15 protein-coding genes and 1 pseudogene are annotated in these 16,854 nt (G+C 71.7%); 11 read left to right on the top strand and 5 right to left on the bottom strand.

The genetic code is table 11. The features are described from left to right. The first annotated feature begins 17 nt into the window (after positions 1-17). From ACZZ9K_RS00875 to ACZZ9K_RS00855, 5 genes are all read left to right on the top strand, one after another. Positions 18-392: a holo-ACP synthase gene (locus ACZZ9K_RS00875; protein ID WP_185974158.1), complete on the top strand. Its 375-nt coding sequence runs from the start codon at positions 18-20 to the stop codon at positions 390-392. Positions 393-473: 81 nt separating this feature from the next. After that, the gene (locus ACZZ9K_RS00870; protein WP_051596691.1) at positions 474-761 is read left to right on the top strand and encodes an acyl carrier protein; all 288 of its coding nucleotides are present in this window, start codon (positions 474-476) and stop codon (positions 759-761) included. Continuing rightward, positions 758-1,933, top strand: coding sequence for an acyl-CoA dehydrogenase family protein (locus ACZZ9K_RS00865; RefSeq protein WP_111057655.1), 1,176 nt, complete (start codon positions 758-760; stop codon positions 1,931-1,933). The genes ACZZ9K_RS00870 and ACZZ9K_RS00865 overlap by 4 nt, the downstream gene beginning before the upstream one ends. Beyond that, positions 1,930-2,901, top strand: coding sequence for an amino acid--[acyl-carrier-protein] ligase (locus ACZZ9K_RS00860; RefSeq protein ID WP_463443088.1), 972 nt, complete (start codon positions 1,930-1,932; stop codon positions 2,899-2,901). The genes ACZZ9K_RS00865 and ACZZ9K_RS00860 overlap by 4 nt, the downstream gene beginning before the upstream one ends. Continuing rightward, complete coding sequence (locus ACZZ9K_RS00855; protein ID WP_463443087.1) at positions 2,898-4,487, top strand: alpha/beta fold hydrolase; 1,590 nt, start codon at positions 2,898-2,900, stop codon at positions 4,485-4,487. Before ACZZ9K_RS00860 ends, ACZZ9K_RS00855 begins: the two co-directional genes overlap by 4 nt. A 15-nt stretch (positions 4,488-4,502) precedes the next feature. Here ACZZ9K_RS00855 and ACZZ9K_RS00850 read toward each other — a convergent pair whose 3' ends face one another. Both ACZZ9K_RS00850 and ACZZ9K_RS00845 read right to left on the bottom strand, forming a co-directional pair. Next, on the bottom strand, positions 4,503-5,429 hold the full coding sequence (locus ACZZ9K_RS00850) for an alpha/beta fold hydrolase (protein WP_463443086.1): 927 nt from the start codon (positions 5,427-5,429) through the stop codon (positions 4,503-4,505). 56 nt (positions 5,430-5,485) lie between these two features. Next, the gene (locus tag ACZZ9K_RS00845; protein WP_017886715.1) at positions 5,486-5,974 is read right to left on the bottom strand and encodes a peroxiredoxin; all 489 of its coding nucleotides are present in this window, start codon (positions 5,972-5,974) and stop codon (positions 5,486-5,488) included. A 241-nt stretch (positions 5,975-6,215) separates the two neighbouring features. Here ACZZ9K_RS00845 and aceE point away from each other — a divergent pair, with 241 nt between their 5' ends. The 6 genes and pseudogenes from aceE to ACZZ9K_RS00815 all read left to right on the top strand — a co-directional run bounded on the left by aceE (position 6,216) and on the right by ACZZ9K_RS00815 (position 13,965). Next, positions 6,216-8,960: a pyruvate dehydrogenase (acetyl-transferring), homodimeric type gene (gene aceE, locus ACZZ9K_RS00840; protein ID WP_463443085.1), complete on the top strand. Its 2,745-nt coding sequence runs from the start codon at positions 6,216-6,218 to the stop codon at positions 8,958-8,960. A 7-nt stretch (positions 8,961-8,967) separates the two neighbouring features. Further along, entirely contained in the window at positions 8,968-10,194 is a 1,227-nt protein-coding gene (locus ACZZ9K_RS00835) for a PucR family transcriptional regulator (protein WP_027465341.1), read from the top strand. A 78-nt stretch (positions 10,195-10,272) separates the two neighbouring features. Next, on the top strand, positions 10,273-11,214 hold the full coding sequence (locus ACZZ9K_RS00830; RefSeq protein WP_463443084.1) for an ACP S-malonyltransferase: 942 nt from the start codon (positions 10,273-10,275) through the stop codon (positions 11,212-11,214). After that, entirely contained in the window at positions 11,211-12,263 is a 1,053-nt protein-coding gene (locus tag ACZZ9K_RS00825) for a beta-ketoacyl-ACP synthase III (RefSeq protein WP_463443083.1), read from the top strand. The genes ACZZ9K_RS00830 and ACZZ9K_RS00825 overlap by 4 nt, the downstream gene beginning before the upstream one ends. Before the next feature lie 122 nt (positions 12,264-12,385). Then, positions 12,386-12,634, top strand: a complete 249-nt coding sequence (locus ACZZ9K_RS00820) for an acyl carrier protein (protein ID WP_017886710.1) — start codon at positions 12,386-12,388, stop codon at positions 12,632-12,634. A gap of 87 nt (positions 12,635-12,721) precedes the next feature. Continuing rightward, positions 12,722-13,965, top strand: a pseudogene (locus ACZZ9K_RS00815) (beta-ketoacyl-[acyl-carrier-protein] synthase family protein). A 244-nt stretch (positions 13,966-14,209) separates the two neighbouring features. On the opposite strand, the gene ACZZ9K_RS00810 reads toward ACZZ9K_RS00815, so the two are convergent. The 3 genes from ACZZ9K_RS00810 to ACZZ9K_RS00800 all read right to left on the bottom strand — a co-directional run bounded on the left by ACZZ9K_RS00810 (position 14,210) and on the right by ACZZ9K_RS00800 (position 16,853). Further along, positions 14,210-14,710, bottom strand: coding sequence for a DUF3145 domain-containing protein (locus ACZZ9K_RS00810; protein WP_027465337.1), 501 nt, complete (start codon positions 14,708-14,710; stop codon positions 14,210-14,212). 176 nt (positions 14,711-14,886) lie between these two features. Continuing rightward, positions 14,887-15,732, bottom strand: a complete 846-nt coding sequence (locus tag ACZZ9K_RS00805) for a DUF1684 domain-containing protein (RefSeq protein ID WP_463443082.1) — start codon at positions 15,730-15,732, stop codon at positions 14,887-14,889. Beyond that, a complete protein-coding gene (locus tag ACZZ9K_RS00800; protein WP_173033412.1) occupies positions 15,729-16,853 on the bottom strand; it encodes an AI-2E family transporter in 1,125 nt (374 codons plus the stop codon). Before ACZZ9K_RS00800 ends, ACZZ9K_RS00805 begins: the two co-directional genes overlap by 4 nt. Position 16,854 lies beyond the last annotated feature (1 nt).

Here is a 16,854-nt window from a genome sequence, read left to right as displayed (position 1 = left end):
GTAGCCTGCTCCTCGTGATGACCATCCGCACCGGCACCGACCTCGCCTCGGTCGAGGACGTCGTCGACGCCGTGACGGCGCACGGCGAGCGGTACCTGGACCGGGTGTTCACCCTGCGGGAACGCACCGACACCGGCGACGACCCGGAGCGCCTCGCTGCCCGGTTCGCGGGCAAGGAGGCCGTCGTGAAGCTGCTCCGGCCGGCCCCGGACCAGGCGATCCCGCTGCGTGACGTCGCCGTCGTGCTCGACGCCGGCGGGGCCCCCACGGTCGAGCTGTCCGGGGCGGCCGCGGCGCTGGCGGAGTCGATCGGGTGCGGCCCGATCGCGGTCTCGTTGGCACACGAACGGGGGCTCGCGGTGGCGACGGCGGTGGCCCTCTCGGAGCGCTGACCCGGCGCTCCGGACAGGGGTGCGGTTTCCCGCACCGGCACGGCGGTTTCCCGAGGGCCGTTCCTCTTTACGGTTGCAGTCATGGAACAGGACCCGAACCCCTCCAGCACCACCGCGACGATCGCCGACCCGGCCACCGACCGGGCCGTCCGTCGCGCCCTCGCCGAGCACGGCCGGCTGACGGTCGACGCGTGGGACGTCGCGTCGATCGCCGACCTCTACGCCCTCGGCCTGACCTCGCACGCCACCGTCAACGTGATGCTCGCGGTGGAGTCGGACCTCGACGTCGAGTTCCCCGACTCCGTGCTGAACCGGTCCACCTTCGCGAGCGTCGAGTCGATCACCGCGGCCGCGGAGCTCGCGTCGTGACCCTGGTCCTGCCCGCTCCGTCGGTCATCGACCGCTTCGCCGAGCGTGCGAGCGCGGTGGCCGAGGTCGCCGCACAGTTCGCCGACGAGGTCGACCGCGACGCCCGACCCCCGCGCGAGGCCATCGCCGCGATGCGGGAGTACGGCCTGCTCGCGGCAGCGGTGCCGACCGAGCACGGTGGCGAGGGTGCCTCCGTGGCCGAGCTCTCCGCGATCGCGACCGAACTCGGCCGGGCCTGTGCCGCGACCGGCATGGTGTTCGCGATGCACCAGGGCCAGGTCATGGCGCTCTGGCGGCACGGCGGCGACGGTGCCGGCGTGCTCGAGACCATCGAGGCCGTCCGTGGCGGTGCGCTCGTCGCGTCGGCCACCACCGAGCGCGGCGTCGGCGGTGACGCCCGGCGGTCCACGTGTTCCATCGAGCCGACCGACGACGGCCGGATCCGCCTGCGCAAGGACGCGCCGGTGATCTCGTACGCCACCGAGGCCGACGCGGTGTTCGTCACCGCCCGACGCGACCCGGACGCCCCGGCGTCGGACCAGCGACTGCTCATCTGCCGCACCGACACGATGGTCCTGTCGCAGACGTCCACCTGGGACACCATGGGGCTCCGCGGTACGTGCAGCAACGGGTGGATCCTCGACACCGAGACGACGACCGACCGGGTGTTCCGCGACGACTACGCCACGATCTCCGCCCAGACCGTGCTGCCGGTGTCGCACGTGCTCTGGGCCTCGGTCTGGCTCGGCATCGCGGTCTCGTCCGCCGAACGTGCCCGCAGCGCCGTCCGCAAGCAGGCCCGCGCCGCCGTCGGGACGACCCCGCCCGGTGCCCTGCGGCTGGCCGAGCTCCTGGTCGACCTGCAGGCCCTGGCCGACTCGGTGCGCCACGCCGCCGAACGGTTCGACGCCGCCGCCGACGACCCGGACGTGCTGGCCTCGAGCGCGTACGCCCTCGCCGCGAACGCCCTGAAGATCGGTGCGTCCGAGCGCGTCACCGACATCGTCACGAAGGCGCTGCGCATCGTCGGGATCGCGGGCTACGCCGCCTCGGGTCCGATGAGCATCGCCCGACACCTCCGAGACGCCCACGGGGCCGCCGTCATGGTGAGCAACGACCGTCTCCTCAAGAACGACGCCGACCTGGCCATCATGACGGGAGTGATCCTGTGACCATCACGGACACCACCACGCACACCACCGACACCAGCACCGCGGACACCGCCGCCGCGCTCGACGCCGCCCGCGCCGCCCTCCGCGCCCGCCTGCTCACCGACGGCGTCCTCCTCGACCTCGGCACGCCCGGCCTCTACGGCCGCACCGGGGTCTTCGAGCGCGTGTACGCCGCGGTCGACGCCGCAGCGGTCCGCAACCAGGAGCACCTCGGCGCCGAGGTCCTGCGCTTCCCGCCGGTCGAGCCGCTCGCGTCGTTCGAGCGCACCGACTACATCGCGTCGTTCCCGGACCTCGCCGCGTCGATCTCCGGGTTCACCGGCGACGACCGCACCCACCGCGCACTGCTCGCCGCCCGCGAGCGCGGTGAGCGCTGGGAGGGGTTCCTCGAGCCGGCCGACCTCATGCTCACCCCCGCGGTCTGCCACCCGGTCTACGGCCTGATCGGCGACACCGTGCCCCGGCAGGGTCGGTTCTTCGACGTCCTCGGCGACTCCTTCCGCCGGGAGCCCTCGCTCGACCCGATGCGCCTGCAGGCCTTCCACATGCACGAGTTCGTGCACGTCGGCACCCCCGCGTCCGCGGCGGCCCACCGGGACGGCAGCATCCCGGTGATGCGCGCGCTGCTCGAGTCGTTCGGGCTCGAGATCGACGTCGTCCCCGCGAACGACCCCTTCTTCGGCCGCGTCGGGCAGATGCTCGCCCGCAACCAGGTCGAGCAGGCGCTCAAGTTCGAGTTCGTGACGAAGGTCTACGGTCCCGACCACGACGCCACCGCGATCAGCTCCGCGAACCTGCACGAGGACCACTTCGGCACCTCGTTCGGCCTCCGCACCGAGGACGGACAGGTCGCGCACAGCGCCTGCATCGCGTTCGGCCTGGAGCGCATCACCATCGCCCTGTTCGCCGCCCACGGCACGGACCTCGACGCCTGGCCGGCGTCCGCCCGCGCGGCCCTCGCCCTGTGACCACGCTCCACGGCTGGTCCGGATCGCCGGCGATCCGCGCCGCGGTCCAGCTCCCCGCCGCCGCCGCGCGCGCCGGCGTCGTCATCTGCCCGCCGCTCGGGCAGGAGGGCGTCATCGCGTACCGCACGCTCCGTCTGCTGGCCGACCGCCTGGAGGCCCGTGGCATCGCCTCGGTGCGCTACGACCCGTCCGGACGTGGTGACGGCGCCCCCGACACCACGCCGGACGCGCAGGTCCGGTCCGCACGCCACGCCGCCGCCGTGCTCCGCACGACGGGGGTGCAGCACGTCGCCTTCGTCGGGCTGGCCTCGGCCGCCCTCGTCGCGGCGAACGCGGCCGCGGACACCGACGGCCTCGTCGTCTGGGACGCACCGGCATCGGGCAAGGGGTGGCTCCGCAGGCAGCGCGCCCTCGCGACCATCACGATCGGTGCCGACCGCGTGGTCGACGGCGTCGAGAGCCTCATCGGGTTCGACGTCGAGCCGGACGAGGCCGCCGCACTCTCGGACCTCGCCTTCGCCCCGCGCACCGGGCCCACCGTCGCGCTCGTCCGCCCGGGTGCCCGGCCGCCGAAGCCCCTCGGCGGTGTCGACGTGACCGAGGTCACCGGCAGCGCCGAGCTCCTCGACGGCACGAGCATCCACGCCCGCATCCCCGGAGCCGCCGTGGACACCGTCGTCGCCTGGCTCGACACCTGGGCACCCGAGACGGCGGTGCCCGTCCGCGTGCCCGTCCTCGACGAGGTGCTCGACGTCGACGGCCGCGTGTCGGAGCGGATCGTCCACCTCGGTGATCACGGGCTGTTCGGGATCGAGACCGTCTCGTCCGCCCAGCACCACGACGCCCCCGTCGTCGTGCTCCACAGCGGCGGCGCCGAACACCGGGTGGGCGCCACCGACTACCAGGTCGAACTCGCTCGCGCCCTCGCCCGCGACGGCGCCCGGGTCGTCCGGGTCGACCGCCGCGCCACCGGCGAGAGCACCGGCGTGCACGAGGACGAGCGGAGCTTCCTGTTCGCGCAGGAGTGGGTGGAGGACCAGTCCGCCGTCGTCACCGCACTCGCCACACCATCGGACCGGCTCGTGCTCGTCGGCATGTGCGCCGGCGCCTGGGTCGCGGGCCGCGCCGTCGAGGAGGCCCCGCGCCTGGTCGTCGAGATCAGCCCGAACGACTACCGTCGCGTCCCGGCCGAGCCCGGCTCGTACGCCGACGGGGTCCGGGCGATCGACGCCCCGTCGCCCGCCCGGATGTGGGTGCGCGAGCGGTACAACCGGTTCGTGCCGAAGGCCGTCCGCGACCGGATCGCCCGTCGCGACCGGATGGGCGGGGTCGTCGGCCACGTCCGCCCGCTCGTCGAGCACGGCACCGACGTCGTCGTGATCGTCGCTCCCGAGGACGCAGCCCTGTTCGACCGGCTCGGTGGGCAGAAGGCCGTCCGGCGCTGGCCCGGTGACGACCGTCGCGGCTCGGTGTCCGTCGTCCGCGTCGAGGACGGCGACCACGCGCTGTTCTCCCCGGCGATGCGCGAGGCCGTCGTCACCGAGGTGCGCTCCCGCGTCGCGGCGACGTTCCCCGTCCACACCTGACGCGGCCCGACCGGCTCAGCGGAGGCCGAGCTCCCGCGCGACGGCGTCCGGACGCTCGACGTGGGCGAAGTGCCCGCAGTCGTCGAGCAGCACCGTCCGGACCTGCGGCACGAGCGCCCGCAGCGCCTCGAGGTCCGAGACGCGGGCGAACACGTCGTCGCGCCCGGCGATCGCCGTCACCGGGCAGGTGACGGCGCGCCACCGGTCGACGTCGTACGCAGCCGCCGACCGTGCCGCCTCGGTGAACTGCTCCGGCCGGAGTTCCTCGACGAAGGCCTCGAGCACGCTCGGGTCCAGGCGTCGCACGTGCGTGAACACCGGCGCCGCGACGAGCGGCAACAGACCGACCCGTGCGATCCCCCGGAGCAGCGGACGAGCGGCGCGCCCGGTCACCGTGAGGCCCGCACGCAGCAGGGTGAACGCCGGCAGGGTGCCGAGCGCCCGCACCGGGTGCCGAGCCGCACCGGCCGTCGCGACCGTGGTGCCGGACACCAGGGCGAGCGACCGCACCCGCTCGGGCGCCACCACCGCCAGGTGCAACCCGACGAACGCGCCCATGGAGTGCCCGACCACGTCGACCGCGCCGAGACCCAGCGCGCCGAGGACCGCCGACACGGCACCCGTGACGGCGTCGAGCCCGAGCGGACCGTCCGGAGCCGGCGAGGACCCCCAGCCGGGCAGGTCGACGAGCACCAGCCCGCGGTCGCCGACGCCCTGTGCGGCGTGCAGCAAGGGTGTCCACGTCGACCAGGAGCCGGCGACGCCGTGCAGCAGCAGGAGCCGGTCCGGACCGGCGCGGTGGCGCACCACGACGGGGCCGGTCGGGGCGTCCACGACCGTGCGGGTCAGCCCCCAGGTGCCGGGCGTGACGCGCACCGGGTACGGGGCGTACGCATCAGCGGTGACGCAGTGACCACGTGGGTCGGTGTCGATGGCGTGCACCGGGCCTCCTGTCCGACCGTCGACGCGGACGCGTCCGTCAGGAGGGATTCGGAACGCTAGCCGACGGGGACGGGTGCCGAGCAGGCGGCGAGCCGGTCGAGGGCCGCCTTGTACTCGGCGACGTCGCGCTGCAGGCCGGGCTCGGTGATGATCGAGGCCTTGATCCGACCCTGCACGTCGATGACGAAGGTCGCGCGGGTGGCGAAGCCCTTGTGCTCGAGGAACACGCCGTACTCCTTCGAGACCGCGCCGTGCGGCCAGAAGTCGGCGAGCAGCTCGAAGTCGTAGCCGTTCGTCTCGGCGAACGACCGCAGCGTGGCCTTCGAGTCGACCGAGATGCCGAGGAGCTCGATGCGCTGGTCCTGGAACATCGTGATGTTGTCCTGCAGGGTGCAGAGCTCGTTCGTGCACCCGGACGAGAACGCCAGCGGGAAGAAGACGAGTGCGACCGGGCGGTTGCCGCGGAAGTCGCTGAGTCGGACGTGCTCACCGAACTGGTTCGGGAGCTCGAAGTCCGGCGCGAGTGAGCCGATCTCCAGTGCCATCGCTACGTGTGCTTCTTCCTCGGGCGAGGGGTGTGCCCGTCGGGTCCGTGCGCCGCAGATCGCGTGTGCACGATCGGCCATGCTACGCCGACGACACGCGAATGCAAGCACCCGTCCACCTGCACGTCACCATCAGCATCAGCGTCGGTCCTGGGGCCTAGAGTGGACGGGGCCCCAGCCGGTCGCGACCCGACCACCGGAGCCACCATGTCCACCACCACGAGAACGAACGAGGTCAAGGGTGACGGTGAACGACCAGGACCCGTACAGCGCCGGGGCGAACGACCAGGATCCGCAGGAGACCGCCGAATGGCGTGAGTCCCTCGACGGGCTGGTCCAGACCCACGGACACCAGCGCGGTCGCGAGATCATGCTGAGCCTGCTCAAGCGGTCCAAGGAACTGCACCTCGGTGTGCCGATGGTCCCGACGACGGACTACGTGAACACCATCGCGCCGGAGAACGAGCCGGAGTTCCCCGGCGACGAAGAGCTGGAGCGCCGGTACCGCCGCTGGATCCGCTGGAACGCGGCCATCACGGTGCACCGCGCGCAGCGTCCCGGCATCGGGGTCGGTGGCCACATCTCGACGTACGCGTCGAGCGCTGCGATGTACGAGGTCGGCTACAACCACTTCTTCCGCGCGCAGGACCACCCCTCCGGCGGCGACCAGGTCTTCTTCCAGGGCCACGCCTTCCCCGGCATGTACGCCCGCGCGTACATGGAAGGGCGCCTCTCCGAGGACCAGCTCGACGGGTTCCGGCAGGAGAAGTCGCACGCCGGCGGCGGCCTGTCGTCGTACCCGCACCCGCGCCTCATGCCGCACTTCTGGCAGTTCCCGACCGTGTCGATGGGCATCGGCCCGATCAACGCGATCTACCAGGCGCAGCAGGCCAAGTACCTGTCGAACCGCGGCATCAAGGACGCCATGGACCAGCAGGTCTGGGCGTTCCTGGGCGACGGCGAGATGGACGAGGTCGAGTCCCGCGGGCAGCTCCAGGTCGCCGCGAACGACGGCCTCGACAACCTGAACTTCGTCATCAACTGCAACCTGCAGCGACTCGACGGTCCGGTCCGTGGCAACGGCAAGATCATCCAGGAGCTCGAGGCGTTCTTCCGCGGTGCGGGCTGGAACGTCATCAAGGTCGTCTGGGGCCGCGAGTGGGACGACCTGCTCGCCCGTGACACCGAGGGCGCGCTCCTCAACCTGATGAACCAGACGCCGGACGGCGACTACCAGACGTACAAGGCCGAGAACGGTGCCTACGTCCGCGAGAACTTCTTCGGGCGCGACCCGAAGGCGCTCGAGCTCGTCAAGGACTACACCGACGACCAGATCTGGAACCTCAAGCGCGGTGGCCACGACTACCGCAAGGTCTACGCCGCGTTCAAGGCCGCGACCGAGCACAAGGGCCAGCCGACCGTCATCCTGGCGAAGACGGTCAAGGGCTACGGCCTCGGCCCGAGCTTCGAGGGCCGCAACGCGACCCACCAGATGAAGAAGCTCACGCTCGACAACCTCAAGCAGTTCCGCGACGAGATGCGCATCCCGATCTCCGACGCGCAGCTCGAGGAGAACCCCTACACGCCGCCGTACTACCACCCGGGCAACGACGACGAGGCGATCCAGTACATGCACGAGCGTCGTCGCGCGCTCGGTGGCTACGTGCCGGAACGTCGCACGAAGTACACGCAGTTCACGCTGCCGGACGACTCGAAGTACCAGGTCGTCAAGAAGGGCTCCGGCAAGCAGGAGGTCGCCACCACCATGGCGTTCGCGCGCCTGCTGAAGGACCTGCTGCGCTCGCCCGACTTCGGCGACCGCGTGGTCCCGATCATCCCGGACGAAGCACGCACCTTCGGCATGGACGCCTACTTCCCGTCGGCGAAGATCTACAACCCGAACGGCCAGCACTACACGTCGGTCGACCGCGAGCTCCTGTTGGCCTACAAGGAGAGCCCGCAGGGCCAGATCATCCACGTCGGCATCAACGAGGCGGGCGCCCTCGCGGCGTTCACCGCGGTCGGCACCTCGTACTCGACGCAGGGCGAGCCGCTCATCCCGGTCTACGTCTTCTACTCGATGTTCGGGTTCCAGCGCACCGGCGACGCCATCTGGGCCGCCGGCGACCAGATGACCCGTGGCTTCATGATCGGTGCCACCGCCGGCCGCACCACGCTGACGGGCGAAGGCCTGCAGCACGCGGACGGCCACTCGCCGCTCCTCGCCACGACGAACCCGGCCGTCGTCTCGTACGACCCGGCCTACGGCTACGAGATCGGTCACATCGTCAAGGCCGGCCTCGACCGCATGTACGGCACGAACGAGGACGGCTCGCCGAAGCACGCCGACCCGAACGTCATGTACTACCTGACGGTCTACAACGAGCCGCTGGTGCAGCCGGCCGAGCCCGAGGGCGTCGACGTCGAGGGCATCCTCAAGGGGATGTACCTGCTCAAGGCGAGCGAGCACGACGGCCCGAAGGCCCAACTGCTCGCGTCCGGTGTCGCCGTGCCGTGGATCCTCGAGGCGCAGCAGCTCCTCGCCGAGGACTGGGGTGTGTCGGCCGACGTCTGGAGCGTCACGAGCTGGGGTGAGCTGTACCGCGACGGTGTGGCCGCCGAGCAGCAGGCGTTCCTCAACCCGAACGAGCCGGCCCGCACGCCGTTCGTCACCGAGCGTCTGCTCGGCACCGAGGGCCCGGTCGTCGCCGTGAGCGACTTCATGCACCTGGTGCAGGAGCAGATCCGCCCGTTCGTGCCGACCGACTACGCCACGCTCGGCGCCGACGGCTTCGGCTTCTCGGACACCCGTCCGGCCGCTCGCCGCTTCTTCCACATCGACGGCCCCTCGGTCGTCGTGCGGACGCTGCAGCAGCTCGCCCGCCAGGGCAAGGTCGACGGCGCGCTCGTCCAGCAGGCGATCGACAAGTACCGCCTGCACGACGTGACCGCCGGCACCACCGGCAGCGCGGGCGGCGAGAGCTGATCAACCCGTGACGACGGTCCGCCCGGACCACGAGAGCCAGGAGAGCGCGCGCGAGCGTGCGCTCTCCTGGCTCCGTCAGGTGTCCGGAGAACTCTCCACCGCCACGATCAAGCGGCTCGAGGACACGCTGCCCTGGTACAGCGAGATGCCGCCGGGGCGCCGCTCCGCCGTGGGACTCGTCGCCCAGGCCGGCATCACCTCGTTCATCAGCTGGCTCGAGGGCACCGCGTCGACGCCGTGGATCGCCGCGGCCGACGTCTTCGGGTCCGCCCCGCGGGAACTCCTGCGCTCGGTGAGCCTGCAGCAGACCCTGCAGCTCATCCGCGTCGTGGTGACCGTGGTCGAGGAACGCGCCGCCGACGACGAGATGCTGCAGGAGGCGATCCTCAAGTACTCCCGCGACATCGCGTTCGCCGCCGCCGACGTCTACGCCCGCGCGGCCGAGGCCCGTGGCCTGTGGGATGCCCGGCTCGAAGCGCTCGTGGTCGACTCGATCCTCTCCGGCGAGTACGACGACGAACTGCCCTCCCGCATCGCCGCCCTCGGGTGGCACGGCCACGGCGAGGTCGCGGTGCTCGTCGGCACCGCACCGAAGCAGCTCGAGGTCGACCAGGTCCGGCGCACCGCACGGCACATGGACGCCGACGTGCTCGTCGGGGTCCAGGGATCGCGGCTCGTCGTGGTGATCGGCCGCGCCACCCCGCGCGACGACGTCCCCGAGGGCGAGGAGCCCGTCTCCTTCACGACCATCGCGCAGGCCCTCGAACCCCTGTTCGGCGAGGGTCACCTGGTGCTCGGCAACGAGGTCCCCGGGGTCGTCGACGCCTCGACGAGCGCGAAGGCCGCCCTCGCCGGGTTCGCCGTCGCGCGTGCCTGGCGTGGCGTGCCCCGCCCGGCCCTGGCCGACGACCTGCTGCCCGAACGGGCCCTGGCCGGCGACCCCCTCGCCCGGTCGGCCCTGGTGCAGCGCATCTACGTCCCGCTCAAGGACCAGTCCACCGAGCTCCTGCAGACGCTCTGGTGCTACCTGGACACCGGGCGTTCGCTCGAGGCCACGGCCCGCGAGCTCTTCGTACACCCGAACACCGTGCGCTACCGCCTGCGCCGGGTCGCCGACATCATCGGCTGGGACGCCACGCACGCCCGTGACGCCCTGATCGTGCAGTCGGCGCTCATCCTCGGCGCGATGTCCGAGTCCGCGACCGGACGCCGCCGCATCACCCCACGGCGGTAGAGAACCAACAATGTCCCGCCGGGATTCGTGTGGGAAGTCCACACGGGCCCCGCGGGACGAGAACGCGAGGATTGTCCGGTGATCGTCGTCGTCGCGCCCGGACAGGGCTCCCAGACCCCCGGCTTCCTCGCCCCCTGGCTCGAGGACGCCACCGTTCGTGAACGAGTCGGGCAGTGGTCGGAGTCGATCGGCGTCGACCTCGCCGAGCACGGCACGAACTCCGACGCGGACACCATCAAGGACACCGCGCTCGCACAGCCCCTCATCGTCGCCGCCGGCCTGGTGACCGCCGACGCCCTGCTCGCCGAGGGCCGTCGTGCCCTGGTGGGCGGGGTCGCCGGACACTCGGTGGGCGAGTTCACCGCCGCCGCGGTCGCCGGGATCCTCGAGCCGACCGACGCCGTCGCCCTGGTCGCCGAACGCGGCCGGGCCATGGCCGACGCCGCCGCGCTCGAGCCGACCTCGATGGCCGCCGTCCTCGGTGGCGACGCCGACGCGGTGGCCGCAGCCCTCGCCGAGCACAGCCTGGTGCCCGCGAACCACAACGGTGGCGGCCAGACCGTCGTCGCCGGTGCGGCCGACGCCATCGCGGCCCTCGCCGCCGACCCGCCCGCCAAGGCCCGCGTGATCCCGCTCGCCGTGGCCGGTGCGTTCCACACCCGGTACATGGCCCCCGCCGTCGAGCGGGTCGCCCCGGTCGCAGCCGCCACCACGGTGCAGGACCCGACCCTGCCGATCTGGACGAACGCCGACGGCTCCCGGGTCGACGACGGCCGTCGCTTCGTCGACCTGATGGTCCAGCAGATCGCGAACCCCGTGCACTGGGACGCGGTCATGGAGTCCTTCTCCGGCGCCGGCGTGACCGGCATCGTCGAGCTCGCACCCGCCGGTGCACTCGTCGGCCTGGCGAAGCGCGGCCTCCGCGGCACGCCGACCGTCGCCATCAAGACCCCCGACGACCTGCCTGCAGCGATCGACCTGCTGCAGCGCGCGGGCCAGGAAGCAGACGCAACCGCATGACCGACCCGACCAGCCCGACGGACGCCCCCACGGGCCTCCCGACCGGATCCGCGCGCCCGCTGCTCCAACAGCGCCGCGGCCACGAGCTCACCCGGATCCTGGCGTTCGGCGCCGCCCGCGGCGAGAACGTCGTGCCGAACGACGACCTCGTCGGCCCGATCGACTCGTCCGACGAGTGGATCCGGCAGCGCACCGGCATCATCACCCGCAAGCGCGCCGGCAAGGACGTCGAGGCCGTCGACCTCGCCGAGGCCGCCGCGCACGAGGCCATCCAGAAGGCCGGCATCGAGCCGTCCCAGATCGGCGTCGTGCTCGTGAGCACCGTCACGCACACCGTCGCGACCCCGTCGATGGCGTCGCTGCTCGCCGAGCGCATCGGGGCCACCCCGGCGGCCGCGTACGACATCAGCGCCGCCTGCGCCGGGTACGCCTACGGCATCGCCCAGGCCGATTCGTTCATCAAGTCCGGGCTCGCCGACCACGTGCTGGTCGTCGGGGCCGAGAAGCTCAGCGACGTCGTCGACCCGACCGACCGCTCGATCTCGTTCCTGCTCGGGGACGGTGCCGGCGCCGCCGTGATCGGCCCGAGCGACTTCCCGGGCATCGCCCCCACCATCTGGGGTTCCGACGGCTCGAAGTGGGATGCCATCGGCATGACCGCGACCTACAACGAGTGGGAGGCCGGCGCACCGCGCCCGACCATGCGCCAGGCAGGGCAGACGGTGTTCCGCTGGGCCGTCTGGGAGATGGTCAAGGTCGCCCGCCAGGCGCTCGAGACCGCCGGGGTCCGCCCCGAGGACCTCGCCGCCTTCGTGCCGCACCAGGCGAACATTCGCATCATCGACGAGTTCGCCAAGCAGCTCGGCCTGCCCGAGACGGTGACGATCGCCCGCGACATCACCACCACCGGCAACACCTCCGCCGCGAGCATCCCGCTCGCCACGCACCGCCTGCTCGAGGAGCACCCGGACCTGTCGGGCGGCCTCGCCCTGCAGATCGGCTTCGGCGCCGGACTCGTCTTCGGCGCGCAGGTGGTCGTCCTCCCCTGATCCCCGCCCGGTCGCGCAGCCGCGCGCCCGGTCCCCATCCCGACGAGCCTCCGCGCACCCGGACCCCGCGTGCCCTAGGCTGGTCAACGGTCAAACGACACCCCCCTTCAAGGAGAACACTCATGGCCCTGTCCAACGAAGAAGTCCTCGCCGGCCTGGCCGAGCTGATCAACGACGAGACCGGTATCGCCACCGACACCGTCGCCGCCGACAAGTCCTTCACGGACGACCTCGACATCGACTCCATCTCGATGATGACCATCGTGGTCAACGCCGAGGAGAAGTTCGACGTGAAGATCCCGGACGAAGAGGTCAAGAACCTCAAGACCGTGGGCAACGCGGTCGACTACATCGTCAAGGCCCAGGCCTGACACGAGCTTCCTGAGCGCCGCGGCCCGCGGACCCCTGCGGGCCACGGCGCTCATCTTGTTCACCCCAACGAAAGAACACGTCGTCCCATGACCAAGAAGACCGTCGTCGTCACCGGGATCGGTGCGATCTCACCCTCGCCGCGACCGCCCCGGACACCTGGGACGCGCTGCTCGCCGGCAAGTCCGGCATCACCCGCATCGAGGACCCCCGCTACGCCGAGCTCGAACTCCCCGTGGAGTTCGCCGGCCAGGCGCGCCGGTTCCTCACGGACCAGCTCACCCGCCCCGAGTCGAAGCGCCTCGACCCCTCGTCGCAGCTGTCGCTCGTCGCGGCGCGCGAGGCCTGGGCCGACGCCGGCATCGACGACGAGTCGGTCGTTCCCGAGCGCCTGATCGTCGACTGGGCGACCGGCATCGGTGGCGTCAACACGCTGCTCGACGCCTGGGACACCCTGCGCGAGAAGGGCCCGCGTCGCGTCCTGCCGATGACGGTCCCGATGCTCATGGCGAACGGCCCCGCCGCCGCCATCGAGATGGAGTTCGGCGCCCGTGGCGGCGCCCGCACCTACCTGTCGGCCTGCGCGTCCTCGACCGAGTCGCTGGCCGAGGCGTACCGGCACATCGCCGACGGCGATGCCGACATCGTCATCACCGGTGGTGCCGAGGCCGCGCTGCACCCGCTCCCGCTGGCCGCGTTCGCCGCGATGCAGGCCCTGTCGCGCCGCAACGACTCCCCCGAGACCGCCTCGCGTCCGTACGACGTCACGCGTGACGGCTTCGTGCTCGGTGACGGCGCAGCGGCACTCATCCTCGAGTCGAAGGAGCACGCGGAAGCCCGCGGTGCGACGATCTACGCCGAGGTCGCCGGCTCCGGCATCACCTCGGATGCCTTCCACATCACTGCGCCCGACCCCGAGGGCAGCGCCGCCGCCCGTGCGGTCCTGCAGGCCCTCGAGCACGCCGACGCGAGCATCGAGGACGTCGTGCACGTCAACGCGCACGCCACTTCGACGCCCGTCGGCGACGTCGCCGAGTACCACGCGATGCGTCGGGTCTTCGGCGACCACCTGGACGACGTCGTGGTGTCCGCCACCAAGGCGTCCACGGGGCACCTGCTCGGTGGTGCCGGTGCGATCGAGGCGGTCTTCACCGTCCTCGCACTGCACAACCGCGTCGCCCCGCCGACGATCAACCTGCACGACCAGGACCCGGAGATCGTCATGGACGTGGCCCGCGAGCCGCGTCCGCTGCCCGAGGGCGACCTGCTCGCGGTCAGCAACTCGTTCGGCTTCGGCGGCCACAACGCCGTGGTCGCGTTCCGCAGCGTCTGATCCGTCACACCCTCTGCCAGGAGGCCCGTCCCGCGTCGTCGGGGCGGGCTTCCTTCGTTCCGGTGGTCGGGTCGCAGTCCCGCCAACACGCCGTCGTGTCGCTGAGGCGCCCCGGGAACGACGAGACGCCGCCGTGTTCGGCGGCGTCTCGAGTCTTCGGCGGTGTCAGGACAACACACCGGCGTGTTGCGCACCCGACGCCGACGTCCGGCGCACCCGAGACGCCGGCGTGTTGCGACTCGGGTCAGCCGACGCGGTGCAGCCAGACGACCGGGTTGCCCTCGGCCGCGTGGCGGAAGGGCTCGAGCTCGTCGTCCCAGGCCTGCCCGAGGGCGAGTCGGAGCTCACGGTGCAGCTCGAGGGCGTTGCTGCCCGCGACCTCCATCGCGTAGCGCACCCGGTCCTCGGGGATGACCATGTTGCCCGTGACGTCGGTCTGGGCGTAGAAGACACCGAGGTCGGGCGTGTGCATCCAGCGGCCGCCGTCCGAGGCGCTCGTCGGCTCCTCGGTGACCTCGTACCGCAGGTGCTCCCACCCGCGCAGGGCCGACGCGATCGCGGCACCGGCGCCCACCGCACCGGTCCACGTGTACTCGGTCCGGCGCGCACCGTCCTGTGCGGGCTGGTCGAGCCACGAGAAGTTCACGGCGCGGTTCATCGCGCGACCTGCTGCCCATTCGACGTGCGGGCAGAGCGCGCGGGGTGAGGAGTGCACGTAGAGCACTCCTGTCGTCGTTCCGTTCACGGTTCCTCCGATACGTCAGGTGCGACTTCCCCATCGACCTGGTGCGGAGGATCCTGACCCGAGGGGCCACGGAACCATCGGTATGCGATTGTGATGTCCCGACGGGACACGCCCATTATGCAGCGCCACGCCTGGGAACGGCAAGGACCCGACCGGATCAGTGCCACCGCAACCCGTCAGTGCAGGACGGCACCGTTCGCGTCGACCGGGTGCCGCTCCCCCGCCGTGATCGGCACCGGGACGCGGTTGTCCTCCGGTGGGATCGGGCAGGCGTACTGGTACGAGAACGCGCACGGCGGGAGCACCAGCCGGTTCCAGTCGAGCTCGACCGTGGCCTCGGTGCCGGGGTCGTCGAGGTACAGGAACCGACCCATCGAGTAGGTGCTGCCCGGGTCGTCCTCGGGCAGGGCACTCGTGGCGTCCTGCACGATGAGCTGCAGCCGGGCGGCTCCGCGGTGGGCAGCCGACCGGACGGCGACGAAGCGCACCGCGGCACCACCCACGACGGTCTCGACGTGTCCGGCGACCGGCAGGGCGTCGCCGGCGGCGTCACGGACACTGCCACGGGCCTCCGGGGCATCCCCGGCCAGCGGGACGTACGTGCCGGACGTCACCCAGTCGCCGGACCAGGCGAAGCGGGCGATCTGCGCGAAGCGGGCGATCGCCTCGGAGGACGGGTCCCAGACGCGCAGGATGTCGCCGCTGACGGTGCCGGCGAAGCCGTCCGGCAGCGCGACGGTCGACGGCACGACGGCGGTGTCCCCGGCCACCAGGACCGTGCCGTCGACCGGGACGCCGTCGACGACGACGCCGTCGGATGCCTCGGCCGTCACGGTGAGTCCGCCGACGGCCGGGGCCCACGTCCCGGGGACCGGCCAGACCGGCTGCGGGTGGTCGACGTGCTGGGCGTTCACCAGGGCGAGTGGCCCACGGGCACTGCGCGCCCAGCGGTCACGGTCGTGGACGTGCTCGGCGAACGCGGCGACGACCGCGTCGTCGGCTGCGCCGGTGCCGCTCGTCACGCCTGTTCCTGGCGGGGGTAGATGACCTTCTGCACGATGATGATGACCGACGCCGCGACGGGCAGCGCCACGAGCGCGCCGAGCACGCCGCCGATCGTGCCGCCGGCGACCGCCGCGATGACCACGAGGGCTCCGGGCACCTGGACTGCCCGCGACATGATGCGCGGGGAGATCAGGTAGGCCTCGACCTGCATGTAGACCAGGTAGTAGATGCCCGAGAACAGGGCGGTGGCCGGCGACGCGAAGAAGCAGAGCAGCGAGATCACGATCGCGGCGGCCAGGGTGCCGACCAGCGGGATCAGCGACCCGAGGAACGCGATGAACGCGAGCAGCACGGGCAGCGGTGCACCGATGATGAGCAGGAAGATGAAGCTCAGGATGCCGTTGATGAGCGCCTGCGACACCTGCCCGACGACGTACCGGCCGACCGCCTGCGTGATCTGCTCGCTCACGTCGATGAAGTTCTGGCGACGCGACGCCGGGACGAACCGGTACGCCGCGCGCTTCATGCCCCGCATCGACGCGAGGAAGTAGAGCATCAGGATGATGACGATGAGCGCCCCGGTGACCCCGGACAGGATCCCGCTGCCGACCGCCAGGATCCCGCCGCCGACGCTGAGCAGGTTGCCCGGCTTCTCGACGAAGGACTGCAGCGACTGCAGCGCGTGGTCGATGTCGAACGACCCGGCGAACTGCTTCGACAGGTCCTGCACCCACGGCTGCTGCGAGATGTCCTGCACGATCTCGGGGAAGTTCTGGACCAGGTTCGAGGTCTGCTCCACCAGGATCGGGACGACGGCGAAGACGATGCCGGCGAAGGCCCCGAGGACGACCACGACGACGATCGTGATGGCGGACCAGCGCGGGATGATCCGCTCGAGGAACGACACGAGGGGGTCGATGCCGAGCGCCAGGAACAGCGCGACCCCGATGTAGACCAGGACCGTGCTCAGCTCGTTGATGATCGACCCGGCGAGCAGCGCGACGAGCACCCCGATGGCACCCATGAACCCGATCCGGAAGGCGTTCACGCGCACGCCGGTACCGCCACGGGTCACCTCGAAGGTGACGTTCGGTGTCGGTGCGTGGTCGTCCTGCGACGTGTCGCGCTTCCTTGGCATG

The organism is Curtobacterium sp. AC268, from assembly GCF_979258745.1.
This window is presented reverse-complemented; position numbering and strand designations above follow the sequence as displayed.